The following is a 14,114-nucleotide window of genomic DNA, read 5'->3' on the forward strand; positions in this document are numbered from 1 at the left end:
AAGACCCCTTGAAGAAGACAAGGTAGATAGGCCAGATGTGTAAGTACAGTAATGTATTTAGCTGACTGGTACTAATAGGTCGAGGGCTTGACTTATAAACAAGCGAAGCAAAGAAGCGGACTGAAAGGAAAGCTGATTTGAGTGAGACGTTTAGTTCCGAGCGAAAGTGAGGAACATCTTATAAAAAATGTAGTTAAGATTAATTTCAAATCTTCTGTATAGTTTTGAAGGAACATATCTAAAAAGAAAGTTCACTTCAAGAAGCACGGATGACTAGAAATGTGCAGATACAAGGCGCAGCGGAAAGAAGAGAGGGAGGCGTAATGAGAATTACGTTGACTGAACGGATTGAGCAGTAACGAAGTAGATGTGCGTTTATAGACAGACGGATCTGGTGTCGATAGCTATAGGGTACCACCTGTTCCCATACCGAACACAGTAGTTAAGCCTATACACGCCGAAAGTACTTGGATGGAAACGTCCTGGGAGGTTAGGTAGTTGCTAGTTAGAGAGGGCCAAATGAATATAAGTATTCGTTTGGCTTTTGTTATATGGTGGCTATGGTGAAGTGGTTAACACGACGGATTGTGGCTCCGTTACTCGTGGGTTCGATTCCCACTAGTCACCCCATATAATACACAGGGGTATAGCTCAATTGGTAGAGTAGTGGTCTCCAAAACCATTGGTTGTGGGTTCAAGTCCTACTGCCCCTGCCAACTTTATATTGTTCATGGAGTGGTACTCAAGAGGCTGAAGAGGACGGTTTGCTAAATCGTTAGACGCGCAAGCGTGCGTGGGTTCGAACCCCACCCACTCCGCCATTATAGGAATGTAAAGCTTTGGATTTATCCAAAGCTTTTTTTGTTAGTATTCTTTACTATTTTGAATGAATTTTCAAATTTTTGTATTAGAAATGACGATAAAGGGAACTTTTAAAATATCGTTAATTACTAGTTGAAGAACGTAAAAAATAACTAATTTATTGTAAATTTTTATTCCTTGACTTTATTGGCAAAATGTGATTTTATTTATGTAGTAGTCTGCCGGATTTTGTCGGGGTACAGGCGTAATTTTATAGAGAAAGGCAGATTTAGTTGATGCATGAACATGAGCAAAATATTATCAATTTAGTCAATCTTACTAAACAATTTGATGATCATACCGTTTTAGATAAGATTAATTTATATATTAGGAAAAATGAGTTTCTAACCTTATTAGGACCTAGTGGTTGTGGAAAAACTACAATGTTAAGGATTATTGCTGGCTTTGAACAAGCAACGGAAGGAACAGTTCTTTTTGAGGGCAAAGATATTAATCATGTTCCACCTTATAAGCGAAGAATTAATACAGTTTTTCAGAAATATGCATTATTTCCGCATATGAATGTATTTGAAAATGTGGCTTTTGGTTTAACGATAAAAAAGGTATCCAAAGATGAAATTAGAAGACGAGTAAAGGAAATGCTCGCACTAGTTAATCTTTCTGGTTTTGAAAAAAGAAAAATTGATTCTTTGAGCGGTGGACAGCAGCAGAGAATTGCTATCGCAAGGGCTTTGATTAATGAGCCAGAGGTATTATTGCTAGATGAGCCGTTAGGTGCATTAGACTTGAAACTTCGAAAGGATATGCAGACTGAATTAAAAAAGATACAGAAACGAGTTGGCATTACCTTTATTTACGTTACGCATGATCAAGAAGAAGCTCTAACTATGAGTGACACTATTGTAATTATGAATGGTGGGCGAATTCAGCAAATTGGTCATCCGGAAGATATTTATAATGAGCCGAAGAATCCTTTTGTTGCTGATTTTATTGGTGAAAGTAATATTATTGATGGAAAAATGATAAAAGATGGTTTGACGTTTTTTGCAGGACGTGAATTTATTTGTGTTGATGGCGGATTTCAAGAGAATGAAGCTGTCGATATTGTTGTTCGTCCAGAGGATATTCAAGTTGTTGACCAAGGATCGGGAATGTTGGTCGGTCGGGTAGAGTCGGTTACTTTTAAAGGAGTACATTATGAGATGATGATAAAAGCGGCCGAGTTTGCTTGGATGGTGCATAGTACAGTAATGGCACCAATTGGAGCAATAATTGGAATGAATATTGGACCAAATGAAATTCATGTAATGAAGAAGGTGAGAGTTTAGTGGAAAAACGTTGGATTGCTTATCCGTATCATATATGGATGGCAATTTTTACAGTTGTGCCGTTAGCATTAATTGTCTTTTATGCTTTTACATTACCGAATGAATTTACATTTTCTTTAGAGAATATAAAGCGTGTAATGGAACCACTTTATTTAGAAGTTTTGTTGCGTTCAATTTATTTGGCATTAGTTAGTACAGTGATTTGTTTTATTATTGGTTACCCAATGGCATTAATTTTATCTGAAACTTCGATAAAGTATCGTAATATGCTAGTTTTGATGGTAGTTATTCCAATGTGGATGAATTTTTTACTTCGTACTTACGCTTGGATGACTCTTTTAGAGAGAAAAGGGTTAATTAACTCTATTTTGACGAATCTACATTTACCTACAATTAATATTCTTTATACCGACTATGCAGTTATTTTAGGGATGGTTTATAATTTTCTGCCATTTATGATTTTGCCTATTTACTCGGTATTAATGAAATTGGATAAGAGTCTTCTAGAGGCGGCTGATGATCTTGGAGCAAATAAATGGACGTCTTTTCGTAAGATTACTTTCCCATTAAGCTTACCAGGAGTCTATGCTGGGATGATTATGGTGTTTATGCCTGCCGTCACTACATTTGTTATTTCACGTTTGCTTGGTGGTGGTCAATATATGTTAATAGGAAACCTAATTGAACAGCAATTTTTGGCGATTGGTGATTGGAATTTTGGAGCATCATTATCTGTTGTTATGATGGCTTTGATTTTATGCAGTTTAGCATTCATGGGACGCTATGAAAAAGATAATAGAGGGGGAGGGATGTTTTGGTGATGAATTTTTTAAAAAAATCTTACACCGGAATTGTCTTTGCCTTTCTGTATGCGCCGATTTTTGTACTCATTATATTTTCTTTTAATGATTCAAAATCTAGAGGCAGCTGGGACGGCTTTACTTTGCGCTGGTATGAGGAGTTATTTAATAATAGTGAAATTTTAACGGCGCTTTATTACACACTCTCTGTTGCAGTAATATCAGCGATTTTAGCGACGATTATTGGAACGGTTGCCGCTTTAGCGATTCATAATCATATGAAGCCTATTCAAAAAAATATCGTTATGAATTTAACGTATCTACCAGTATTAAATCCTGATATCGTAACAGGAATTTCGTTAATGTTGCTGTTTATTTTTGTTAAAATGGACTTAGGATTTTTTTCATTATTGATTGCGCACACGGTCTTTAACGTCCCCTATGTTATTTTGGCAATTTTACCGAAATTGAAACAGTTTAATAATAGCTTATATGAGGCTGCGTTAGATTTAGGAGCCAGTCCATCTTATGCATTTAAGAAAGTTGTTTTACCGGAGATTATGCCGGGGATTATTACTGGAGCATTGTTTGCTTTTACTTTGTCCATTGATGATTTTGTTATTAGCTTTTTTACGACGGGGTCAGGCGTGAATAATTTATCTATTTTAATTTATTCGATGGCGAGAAGAGGGATTCATCCAACAATTAACGCGTTATCTACTTTACTATTTGTTGCTGTTTTGATATTATTATTAGCGGTTAATAGGCGCATTGCAAAAGATGAAGAAAATTTTAAGGAGGCGTGAAATTGGGCAAATTAGCAAAGATTTTATTCTTTATAACTCTATGTGTATTTAGTGTGGTAGCTTTAACTGGTTGTGGTGGCGAAAAAAGTGCACAGCGTCAGTTAAAAGTGTATAATTGGGGGGACTATATTGATCCCGAGGTAATCAAAGATTTTGAAAAAGAAACTGGGATTAAAGTCATCTATGATACTTTTGCAACAAATGAAGATATGTATGTGAAAATTAAATCAGGTGGTAGTGATTATGATGTTGCAATTCCTTCTGACTATATGATTAAACGTATGATTAATGAAGATCTTTTAGAAAAAATTGATTATAACAATGTACCAAACTATAAAAACATTTCTGATAAATTTAAGAATTTAGCATTTGATGCGAAAAATGAATATTCTGTACCTTATATGTGGGGAACAGTAGGTATTATTTATAATAAAGCTATGGTACAAGAGCCAGTGGATAGTTGGGGAATTTTGTGGAATAAGAAATATGCTAAGCAAATTCTAATGGTAGACAGTCCTCGTGATTCTATTGGTGTTACATTAAAATATCTTGGATATTCTTTAAACACTGATAAAGATAATGAAATTGAAGCTGCTAAACTAAAATTAATTGAGCAAAAACCGCTTGTTTTAGCATATGTAGTTGATGAAGTAAAGGATAAGATGATAGCCGGTGAAGCTGCTATGGCTGTGGTATGGTCTGGCGATGCTATGTTCATGAAAGAGAAAAATCCCGATCTAGAATATGCAATTCCAAAAGAAGGAACAAATTTATGGTTTGATTCTATCGTAATTCCAAAAGGCGCAAAACATAAAAAAGAAGCTGAAGAGTTTATCAACTATTTATCAAGGCCAGATATTGCACAAAGAAATGTTGAATACATTGGTTATGCTACGCCGATTCCAGAAGTAGAAAAGAATTTGGATCCAGATGTACAAGCGGATATTGCAGCATATCCTGGAGATCAAATTTTAGCAAACACTGAAGTATTTGATGATTTATCAAAAAATCTTGTAAAATATGATAAAGCATGGACTGAAATTAAAGCAGCGAGATGATATTTAACTAAAATGCATCATTTGATGTAAAAACCGTAAGAAGAACTTTCTTACGGTTTTTTACTTTGGAAAAGCTTTAGAAAAATAGCTGTATCAGGATATAGCTATGATATAATAGTAGAAAATTATTGAATTTATAGGAGATTAGTTATGCTAAGGTTATCTAAGTTAGAGTGGATTACAATTATTTTAGGTATTATATTATTATTGGGAATGGATTTTCAAAATTTAAAATTTTTAGATATTCTCTGTTTGTCTACGTATGGGATATGGATTATTTTAAAAATTGTCGTCATGATGAAAGTTAAAAAACAAAATGGTAATAATAAGAAGGGTAAGAAACCATAAAAATAAAGGTTGAAGATTATATATGGAAAAAAATTTAACGGCAGGAAACCCTGCAAAATTAATTCTAGGCTTTACAATACCGCTAATTATAGGAAATATATGCCAACAATTATATGCTGTAATTGATACCTTAATTGTAGGACGAACCTTGGGAATTCATGCGCTTGCTGCTGTTGGTTCTACTGGAAGCTTAATGTTTTTAATGATCGGTTTTTTAATCGGAGTGACTTCAGGATTCTCTATTGTTACGGGACAACGGTATGGTGCAAATGATAAAATCGGCGTGCGAAAAAGTGTTGTTGCTTGTGTAATTTTAACGTTAATTTCTACTGTATTTTTAACGATTTTTGGTATACTAACTGCACGATTTTTTTTAGAAACTATGCAAACTCCACCAGAACTTCTTGAGGATGCTTATCAATTTATTGTTGTAATATATAGTGGTATAGGAATTACAATGATATTTAATATGTTGTCTAATTTGATCCGTGCTTTAGGAGATAGCAGAACGCCTTTATTTTTTCTTATTGTAGCGAGCTTATTAAATATAGGTCTTGATTTGATTTTTATCTTAGTATTTTCGATGGGAGTTCAAGGAGCTGCTCTTGCTACTGTCATTGCGCAAGCTGTTTCAGCATTATTATGCATCTGGTATATATTAAAATATTTACCCATATTACGTGTTGAGAAATCAGATTGGCGCATTGAATGGAATATCCTTTGGGATCACATAAAAATTGGATTTCCTATGGGGTTTCAGGCGGCGATTATCGCAGTTGGTGCAATTGTATTACAAGTTGCGTTAAATCATCTAGGGGCAAATGCGATCGCCGCATTTGCAGCAGCACAAAAAATTGATATGATTGCAATTATGCCGATGATGTCATTTGGTATGGCAATGGCTGCTTATACGGCACAAAATTATGGGGCGAAAAACATTGCAAGAATTAATCAAGGGGTGAATCAATGCATATTGATGTCTGTTGGTTTTAGCATTTTTATTGCATTGATAAATATCTTTTTTGGCGGTTGGATGACTAGCTTTTTCGTTGGAAATGATGAAACAGAGGTCATTCGTTTAGCACAAATCTATTTAAATATTAATGGTGTGTTTTATTGGGTTCTATCATTATTGTTTATTTACCGATATACTTTGCAAGGGCTGGGAAAAAGTGTAGTTCCTACAGTTGCAGGAATTATGGAACTTATTATGCGGGTATTTGCTGCAATGGTTATGGCAAAATTTTTTGGGTTTGCAGGTGTAGCGAGTGCCAGTCCATTAGCATGGATAGGATCGGCTATCCCACTGATTATTGCTTACTATATAACATTAAAAAAGCTGTTTAAAAAAGAATTTTAGCAGAATAATTAAGCTAAGTAAAACTCTAGGCGAATTAAATCAGTCTGGAGTTTTCTTTAATTTAAGAGCATGAAATTGTAAATATACAGAGAAAATAATTAATGGTATAATAAACTATATGAGTAATATTTTATAAAATAAAAATGAATTTTGTCATTTATATATAGATGCTAGTCATAGTGGAAGGATGTATCTGCATGAAAAAAATAGTAACTTATTTTGAAAATTTTACTCCGCGAATGCTTGAACAATACAATAAAGCTGTACAAAAATTTTATCATGAGCTATATGAAGTTAATGTTACTGATGGAACCTATAAGATTCTTTATCATATGCAGAATAAATATTTAACCTTAATTGAAAATGGGAGTATTGATGAAGGCATAAAAAATGTTACGAACAAAATAATACATCCTGATGATAAAGAGCGTTTTTTAAGATTTGTATCATTGGCGAATGTTAGAGAAAATTTATCTAATGGGAAACCTTTTATTTCAATTGAGCTTCGTCAATTATGGTATGATGGAAAATATCATTGGGTATCGTTATTAATTTTTCCTATGGAGATGGAGGATGAAAAAGAAGCATATATATGTTTTGTAACGGACATTGATGAGAAAATGAAGGTGCAGACTCAATATTTACAGGAGAAACAGTATCAAGATGTCATTATTGCAGATGCTATTCTTTGTGCTGAATTTGATTTAACTAATAATACGATAAAAGAAATAGCTCCAAGAATATTAAAAACCTTATCTTTGTCTAAAAGTGCAAGTTTTTCTGATGTAATTGAAGCAGTTGCAAAGGAGCTTGTTTATCCCAGTGACCGCGAGATGTTTTTGAAGAATTTAAGTATAAATTATTTGGCGTTAGCATCAAATGAAAATAATTATATTTTATCTTTTGACTATCGGTCTTTTCATGCAGCGAGTAATGACTATTTTTGGGCGGCATCTTTTGCCAATTTAATTTATGATTGTAACACTGGGCATCTGTGCTGTCGATGGTATGTAAAAGATATTAATAGTAAAAAGCAATATGAATTAGGATTAAGGGAGCGTGCTGAACGCGATCAGCTAACAGGGGTGTATAATCGCGTTACTTTTGAAATGATCTTAGAAGATCGTCTAAAGAAGATTAGAAGTCAAATGGCCTTGATTGTTCTTGATATAGATGACTTTAAATGGATTAATGATAGTTTTGGTCATGTATACGGTGATCATGTATTGAAAAAAATTACAGCATTGCTAAAATCAATTATTGGCAATTTTGGTGTTATTGGGCGACTCGGTGGAGATGAATTTGCTATTTTTATTTCTTATTTTACTACAAGGGAAGAAGTTTTAAGGAAGGTAGATCAAATATGTAAAGCGATGCCGGATACTATCGATTTTGGCAAAGTGGAATTTAGTTTGTCGTGTTCATTAGGAGTTGCCTTTGCACCTGATGATGGAAAATCTTTTACAGAAATTTATCGATCTGGTGATGAGGCGCAATATCAGGCGAAAAAGAATGGGAAGAATCAATGGAAGATTTACGATAAAAGCATGATTCCTGAACTACAGAAAAAGAAAAATCATCGGATTGAAGGTGTTTATAAAGGAACGGATGAATTTAATAGCTTGCTACCTAATATTTTGTTTGAAAATGGTTTAAACATAGATACGCTAAATATTTTATTAGACTGTGTAGCACGGCATTATGAAATTGATAATATAACGATAGTAAATTTTAGAGAGTTTGGAATTCTTGCACAGTGGTCTGCAAAAAGTAAATTAATTGAATATTTAGATTATTTTACTTTTTTAGGTAAATATAAAGAAGGGGCAATTAGAATAGCTGAAAAAGGTGAAACCTGGATTTGTAATGATGTCAGTTTACTGCCACTTGACCTAAGGAAGTTTTATTTGAATAAAGGGATTCAAGCAGAGTTGGCTATGCCAATTTATTGCGAGAGAAAAGTGAGTGCTGCTGTGATTTTTTCTTTCACAAGGGAAAAACACATATGGACATATGAAGAAATTGAGACTGCCAAACGTGTTGCAAAACTGACCAGTTCTATTTTAGAAAATATTATTTTATTAAAAGATAGTTTAGCAACGACTGCGAAACTTAAGAAGGCGTTAGATGAGTTAAAAGTGAGCGAGGAACGTTTTCGAATTGCTTTAGATAAAACTCATACTTATATATGGGAATTTGATTTGAATAAACATGAGTTTAAGAATGCACAAAAAATAGCTGAGCAATATGATGTTGATTTAATAGTTAAAGATGCGCCATATTCATTGATTAAAGAAGAAATCATACATCCTGATACGGCAAAGGATTATTTAGTTGCTCATCAAAAGATATATAATGGAGAAAAAACAGTCACATGTTTAGTTAAAATTAGAAATATACAAGGAAGATATCTTTGGCATCATATTACGTATACAAATATATTCGATCAATTTGGGCAGCCAATAAAAGCTATTGGAATATCGGAAGAAATAAATACGCAAGAATGACTTTAAATATGTTATAAAGAATCTCGTAAGGTTTTGTTGAAAAATTTTTTTAATATATTTTAATATGAAAATTTTGGCTTTTGTGTAAATCATTTATTTCGTCAAATAAGTAGGATAGTCATTGGATAAAATAAGATGGAGAATTTTTGCTTGGTGAAAATAAAAGAAATATGATAAAATTTATTTATCAAAAATAGGGGCAAGTTTAATTAGCCAAATATGATTGTATTTGGCTAATTTCTATATTATAGGGGGATTAAATAAGTGTTTGTACAAGATCTGATATACCAAGGGCAAGCAGATAAAGTTGCAATTGATGGCGAACTAAAGATTACTTATCGAGATTTACAAATAAGCGTAGAGGAGTATCGTAATTATTTATATTCAATAGGCATTCGTAGAGGTGATAATGTCGGAGTGCTTTCTAAAAATTCTGCGTATTATATTTATGCATATATGGCAATTGTAAGTTTAGGAGCAGTTGTTGTTCCGATCAACTTTCAACTTACTGCACGTGAAATTGCTTATATTGTTCAAGATGCAGAAATGAAGTTTTTTATTAGTGATGTTGAAGTTGAGATTAAAGAAGAACTAGAATTTTATCAGTATAAATTTCCAGTGAAAAAAATGTTGTTAACTGATATTGAAGTCAAAGCAAAGATTAAAGGGAAATATGTTCCTGCACCGAGTTTGCCGGAATCGTTTACGGAAGATGAGGTCTGTGTTATTATTTATACTTCAGGAACAACAGGAAATCCAAAGGGTGCGATGCTTACTCATAAAAATCAGGTGAGTAATGCTCGAATGTTTAAACAGGCAATTGGAATTAATGAAAATGATAATGTTTTGTGTGTACTTCCGATGTATCATTGTTTTGCGTGGACTTGCGCAGTATTAAATCCATTGTATTCAAAAGCTAGAATTACTATTTTAGATGTATTTAATCCAAAAGAAACAGTTGTTGCAATACAAAAGTTTGATGTCAACTTAATTTATGCTGTTCCGGCGATTTGTAATATACTTACCCGTACAGCTCCGATAGAAGCTTTGGCAAATGTTCATACTTTTATCGTTGGCGGAACATCTTTGCCAATAAAAATTGCTACAGATTTTGCGAAAAAATTTAACTTAACAATTTTAGAAGGATATGGATTATCGGAAGCGTCACCTGTTGTCGCGGTAAATACGAAAAATAAATATCGTTTGGGATCTATTGGTTGTCCATTACCAGACATCGAAGTTAAAATTATTGATGCCAATGGAAAAGGGTTGTCTCGGGGTGAAGTCGGTGAATTAATCGTTCGAGGTGATAATGTAATGAAAGGCTATTATCATTTGCCTGAGGCTACAAAGGCTGCACTAAAACCAGATGGATGGCTGCATACAGGAGATATTGCATATCAAGATGAAGATGGATTTATTTTTATTGTTGATCGGTTGAAAGATATGTTAATTAGTAGTGGAGAAAATGTTTATCCGCGCGAAATTGAAGAGGTCCTGTATACGTATGATGGAGTAATGGAAGCTGCTGTTGTTGGTAGGGAAGATAAATTGCGAGGACAGGCTGTAGTTGCTTATATCGTTCCTGCGGATGGTGTAGTCATTGATAAAAAAGAAGTAAAGGATTATTTGCAGCGAAATCTGGCGATTTATAAAGTACCAAGGGAAATTCATATTGTCGATCATTTCCCTAAAAGTCAGACTGGAAAAATATTAAAAAGATTATTATCGTGAGAAGAAAAACAAATTTTTTTGATTTATAAAAATTTAACATGATAATAACAAAAAATCCTCCTTAAGTTGTATGATGAACGTACAAATGTTAAGGAGGATTTTATTTCATGATAAAAATAAAACTAAGAAAAAATTATGTAAAGCAATTCTTACCTCTTAGACAGCTTGGGTATATGGCAGTGAATCCAGAACTTTCTTTTACTGTTCTTTACGTAGTACAACAAGAACAATTGATAACTATTTTGCCGACTCATCAGGCAAAACTTATTGTCAGATAAACCTTTGATTTTCTTATTGAAGTAAAAGAGGTGCAGAAAAAAGGTATTCAAGTAATAATAAATAGAAATTTAGCAGAAAAACATTTTGGAGAACGACGAATAATTCGTTATCAAGTTACTGATGAAAAAGCGATTAAAAAGGTTAAAAATATAATTTTAATGATTGGAGACGGCATAAGTTTGCAGCCAAGAGAATTGTCCCTTATTCCAACTTTGCAAGTTGGAAAACGTGAAATTGCAGATATAATTTAATGCGATATAAAAAAGAAGAGGAATTTTGAAGTTTTGCGCGAATTTTATAAATAAAACAGAATATTTTCGAGAAGATGTAGAGAATGTATTTAATTTAATTATTCATAGGTAAACCTATATACAATGAGACTGGTCTGGCTACTGCTGAATTAGTCTCTTTTTTCTTAAAAAATGATTTTATGGGAGTGGGAGATATGAATAGTCAATTAGTAGAAAAACTCAAATTAAAGTATTCTCCAGTTGCAATTTTGTTTAGTAATGAAAAGCCAAAGGAAGCAATGCAGTTTCAAGAAGGAAAACGCGCTTGCGTAATTGCACTTTTGACTGCGGTCACAAAAGGAAAAACGGCGGTATTTGATCGTAAAACTGCTGGCTGTGTCGGTGGCATGGCAGGAATTTGCTTTGGCAATCAGTATCATTTAATGCCAGGTGGTATTGATTATTTCCTTTCAACGGGTCGGGGCGAAGGCTATCCAGCAGGCGAAGGTTATATAAAAACGCCAGAATTAGCCAAAGCTTTTGTTGATTCGCTTCCGTATACAGATATTGAAGCAGAGTATGTTATTTTCAAACCGTTAAAAGAGGTTGATTGTGCAGCGGAAAAGCCAGCTTTAGTTTGCATGTATGCAAATCCGGATCAGCTTTCAGCATTAGTTGTTTTGGCAAATTATGATAGGGAGACAAATGATAATGTTGTGATTCCATTTGCGGCGGGGTGCCAATCTATCTGTCTATTGCCGTATGCACAAGGGAAAAAATCGTTACCTAAAGCGGTTATTGGTATGACAGATATAACGGCACGCCCAATTGTTCCTGCTGAAACGCTTTCTTTTACAGTTCCTTTTGAAATGTTTCAAGAGATGGAAAAAAATTCAGCAGGGTCTTTTTTAGATAAAGAAGATTGGGGAAAAATAGCGAAGCGAATTTAATTGTAGATTTACAGAATTTATTAGACTAGACTCATATAATATGATAGAATAATGAGCTATGGTATGGTTTTTTGAATGGTTAATAAAATATGATAATATAGAAAAAGGATTGATTAAGTAACATATGATTAGTACGAGTGGTTTAACTTTACAATTTGGGAAAAGAATATTATTTAAAGATGTAAGCATAAAATTTACACCTGGAAATTGTTATGGTGTGATTGGTGCAAATGGTGCTGGTAAATCTACATTTTTGAAATTATTAGCTGGTGATATTGAACCGACAAAAGGTACGGTAGACATTACGCCTGGCGAAAGATTGGCAGTATTAAAACAAAACCATTATGAATTTGATGAATATGAAGTTTTGCGTACAGTAATTATGGGGCATAAACGTTTAGTCGAAATTATGGATGAAAAAGATGAAATTTATGCAAAACCTGAATTTTCTGATGAAGATGGTATGCGTGTTTCAGAACTGGAATGTGAGTTTGCTGAGTTAGATGGCTGGGAAGCAGAGCCAGAAGCAGCTCGTTTATTAAATGGTCTTGGAATTCCAGAGGAACTTCATACACAAAAAATGGCGGATTTGAGTGGGAAAGAGAAAGTACGTGTATTATTAGCACAGGCTTTATTTGGTAATCCTGATATTTTATTATTGGATGAACCGACAAATCATCTTGATATTGAATCCATTAATTGGTTGGAAGATTTCTTGGCAAATTTTGAAAATACAGTTATCGTTGTATCACATGATCGTCATTTTTTAAATCAAGTATGTACGCATATTGCCGATGTTGATTTTGAAGGTATTCAACTGTATGTTGGTAACTATGATTTTTGGCTAGAATCTAGTCAGTTAGCATTACAATTGGCAAAAGATGCAAATAAGAAAAAAGAAGAAAAGATGAAAGATTTGCAAACGTTTATTCAACGCTTCAGTGCAAACGCATCAAAGTCTAAACAGGCAACGTCTCGTAAAAAATTATTAGAAAAAATTACGCTTGATGATATTAAACCATCAACGCGCCGTTATCCATATATCGCATTTAAACCAGAGCGCGAAGCCGGCAATCAATTGTTACAAGTTGAAGGTTTAACGAAAGTTATTGATGGTGAAAAAGTACTTGATAACGTCAGCTTCTTTGTAAATAAAGGCGACAAAATTGCATTTGTAGGTTCAGATGGGTTGGCAAAGACGACGTTGTTTAAAATTCTTATGGGTGAAATGGAAGCGGACGCTGGTGAATTTAAATGGGGAATTACTACAACGCAGGCATACTTGCCAAAAGATAATTCCGCTTATTTTGATGGCGTGCATTTAAATTTGGTAGATTGGCTTCGTCAATATTCTGTTGACCAGGATGAATCCTTTATTCGTGGCTTTTTAGGCAGAATGTTATTTTCCGGAGAAGAATCACTAAAAGAAGCATCTGTACTTTCAGGGGGAGAAAAAGTTCGTTGTATGCTTTCTAAGATGATGCTGAGTGGCTCAAACGTATTGCTATTAGATGAACCAACAAATCATCTTGATTTGGAATCTATTACATCTTTGAATAATGGGCTTATTGCATTTACGGGCACGATGCTTTTCGTATCGCATGACCATGAATTTATTCAAACGATTGCAAATCGTATCATCGAAATTACGCCAAATGGATTAATTGATAGAACGATGACTTACGATGAATATTTAGAAAATGCAGAAGTAAAAAAGCAACAAAAAGAAAAATATAAAAATTAAAATGAGAACCTCGAAGATGATTCTTTGCTTCGAGGTTCTTTTTTACTTATTATGTAATTGTTGTATTAGATGTTAAAGAATTTTTATGAATGATAAGAAAATATGGAGTAAAGTCATGCAGCAAAGCGTACCTGAAGTATGATGGAAT

The 14,114-nt window shown here is 33.6% G+C and carries 12 protein-coding genes, 3 tRNA genes and 2 rRNA genes; all 17 read left to right on the forward strand.

The features are described 5' to 3' along the window. A 23S ribosomal RNA gene (locus ACWZFG_RS07020) occupies window positions 1–95 on the forward strand; the annotation flags it as partial. A gap of 295 nt (window positions 96–390) precedes the next feature. Further along, window positions 391–507 (forward strand): 5S ribosomal RNA (gene rrf, locus ACWZFG_RS07025). Between the two features lie 47 nt (window positions 508–554). Further along, window positions 555–630: transfer RNA gene (locus ACWZFG_RS07030), tRNA-His, on the forward strand. A gap of 10 nt (window positions 631–640) precedes the next feature. Continuing rightward, window positions 641–716: transfer RNA gene (locus ACWZFG_RS07035), tRNA-Trp, on the forward strand. Between the two features lie 16 nt (window positions 717–732). After that, window positions 733–821, forward strand: a tRNA-Ser gene (locus ACWZFG_RS07040). Between the two features lie 276 nt (window positions 822–1,097). Next, window positions 1,098–2,150 carry a spermidine/putrescine ABC transporter ATP-binding protein gene (gene potA / locus ACWZFG_RS07045; RefSeq protein WP_177504819.1) on the forward strand — a complete coding sequence of 351 codons (1,053 nt, stop codon included), beginning with the start codon at window positions 1,098–1,100 and terminating at the stop codon, window positions 2,148–2,150. Continuing rightward, entirely contained in the window at window positions 2,150–2,971 is an 822-nt protein-coding gene (locus ACWZFG_RS07050; RefSeq protein ID WP_177504820.1) for an ABC transporter permease, read from the forward strand. Before potA ends, ACWZFG_RS07050 begins: the two co-directional genes overlap by 1 nt. Beyond that, complete coding sequence (locus tag ACWZFG_RS07055; protein ID WP_177504821.1) at window positions 2,971–3,756, forward strand: ABC transporter permease; 786 nt, start codon at window positions 2,971–2,973, stop codon at window positions 3,754–3,756. The genes ACWZFG_RS07050 and ACWZFG_RS07055 overlap by 1 nt, the downstream gene beginning before the upstream one ends. A 2-nt stretch (window positions 3,757–3,758) precedes the next feature. After that, window positions 3,759–4,814, forward strand: coding sequence for an ABC transporter substrate-binding protein (locus ACWZFG_RS07060; protein ID WP_455577298.1), 1,056 nt, complete (start codon window positions 3,759–3,761; stop codon window positions 4,812–4,814). Window positions 4,815–4,964: 150 nt separating this feature from the next. After that, a complete protein-coding gene (locus ACWZFG_RS07065; protein ID WP_177504823.1) occupies window positions 4,965–5,162 on the forward strand; it encodes a hypothetical protein in 198 nt (65 codons plus the stop codon). 22 nt (window positions 5,163–5,184) lie between these two features. After that, window positions 5,185–6,522 carry an MATE family efflux transporter gene (locus ACWZFG_RS07070; protein ID WP_177504824.1) on the forward strand — a complete coding sequence of 446 codons (1,338 nt, stop codon included), beginning with the start codon at window positions 5,185–5,187 and terminating at the stop codon, window positions 6,520–6,522. 197 nt (window positions 6,523–6,719) lie between these two features. Continuing rightward, the gene (locus ACWZFG_RS07075; RefSeq protein ID WP_177504825.1) at window positions 6,720–9,029 is read left to right on the forward strand and encodes a diguanylate cyclase domain-containing protein; all 2,310 of its coding nucleotides are present in this window, start codon (window positions 6,720–6,722) and stop codon (window positions 9,027–9,029) included. A 264-nt stretch (window positions 9,030–9,293) separates the two neighbouring features. After that, window positions 9,294–10,763: an AMP-binding protein gene (locus ACWZFG_RS07080; protein WP_177504826.1), complete on the forward strand. Its 1,470-nt coding sequence runs from the start codon at window positions 9,294–9,296 to the stop codon at window positions 10,761–10,763. Window positions 10,764–10,870: 107 nt separating this feature from the next. After that, on the forward strand, window positions 10,871–11,041 hold the full coding sequence (locus ACWZFG_RS07085; RefSeq protein WP_177504827.1) for a hypothetical protein: 171 nt from the start codon (window positions 10,871–10,873) through the stop codon (window positions 11,039–11,041). Between the two features lie 30 nt (window positions 11,042–11,071). Further along, a complete protein-coding gene (locus ACWZFG_RS07090; RefSeq protein ID WP_177504828.1) occupies window positions 11,072–11,293 on the forward strand; it encodes a hypothetical protein in 222 nt (73 codons plus the stop codon). A 194-nt stretch (window positions 11,294–11,487) separates the two neighbouring features. Next, complete coding sequence (locus ACWZFG_RS07095) at window positions 11,488–12,222, forward strand: DUF169 domain-containing protein (RefSeq protein ID WP_177504829.1); 735 nt, start codon at window positions 11,488–11,490, stop codon at window positions 12,220–12,222. 124 nt (window positions 12,223–12,346) lie between these two features. Further along, complete coding sequence (locus tag ACWZFG_RS07100) at window positions 12,347–13,966, forward strand: ABC-F family ATP-binding cassette domain-containing protein (RefSeq protein WP_147669728.1); 1,620 nt, start codon at window positions 12,347–12,349, stop codon at window positions 13,964–13,966. The last annotated feature ends 148 nt before the right edge of the window (window positions 13,967–14,114 follow it).

This window comes from Anaerosinus sp., from assembly GCF_965318445.1.

Bases quoted from the DNA above. Each gene is read 5' to 3' on its own strand.
- potA (WP_177504819.1), top strand. From the start codon at position 1,098: ATGCATGAACATGAGCAAAATATTATCAATTTAGTCAATCTTACTAAA.
- ACWZFG_RS07095 (WP_177504829.1), top strand. From the start codon at position 11,488: ATGAATAGTCAATTAGTAGAAAAACTCAAATTAAAGTATTCTCCAGTT.
- ACWZFG_RS07065 (WP_177504823.1), top strand. From the start codon at position 4,965: ATGCTAAGGTTATCTAAGTTAGAGTGGATTACAATTATTTTAGGTATT.
- ACWZFG_RS07100 (WP_147669728.1), top strand. From the start codon at position 12,347: ATGATTAGTACGAGTGGTTTAACTTTACAATTTGGGAAAAGAATATTA.
- ACWZFG_RS07085 (WP_177504827.1), top strand. From the start codon at position 10,871: ATGATAAAAATAAAACTAAGAAAAAATTATGTAAAGCAATTCTTACCT.
- ACWZFG_RS07075 (WP_177504825.1), top strand. From the start codon at position 6,720: ATGAAAAAAATAGTAACTTATTTTGAAAATTTTACTCCGCGAATGCTT.
- ACWZFG_RS07070 (WP_177504824.1), top strand. From the start codon at position 5,185: ATGGAAAAAAATTTAACGGCAGGAAACCCTGCAAAATTAATTCTAGGC.
- ACWZFG_RS07055 (WP_177504821.1), top strand. From the start codon at position 2,971: ATGAATTTTTTAAAAAAATCTTACACCGGAATTGTCTTTGCCTTTCTG.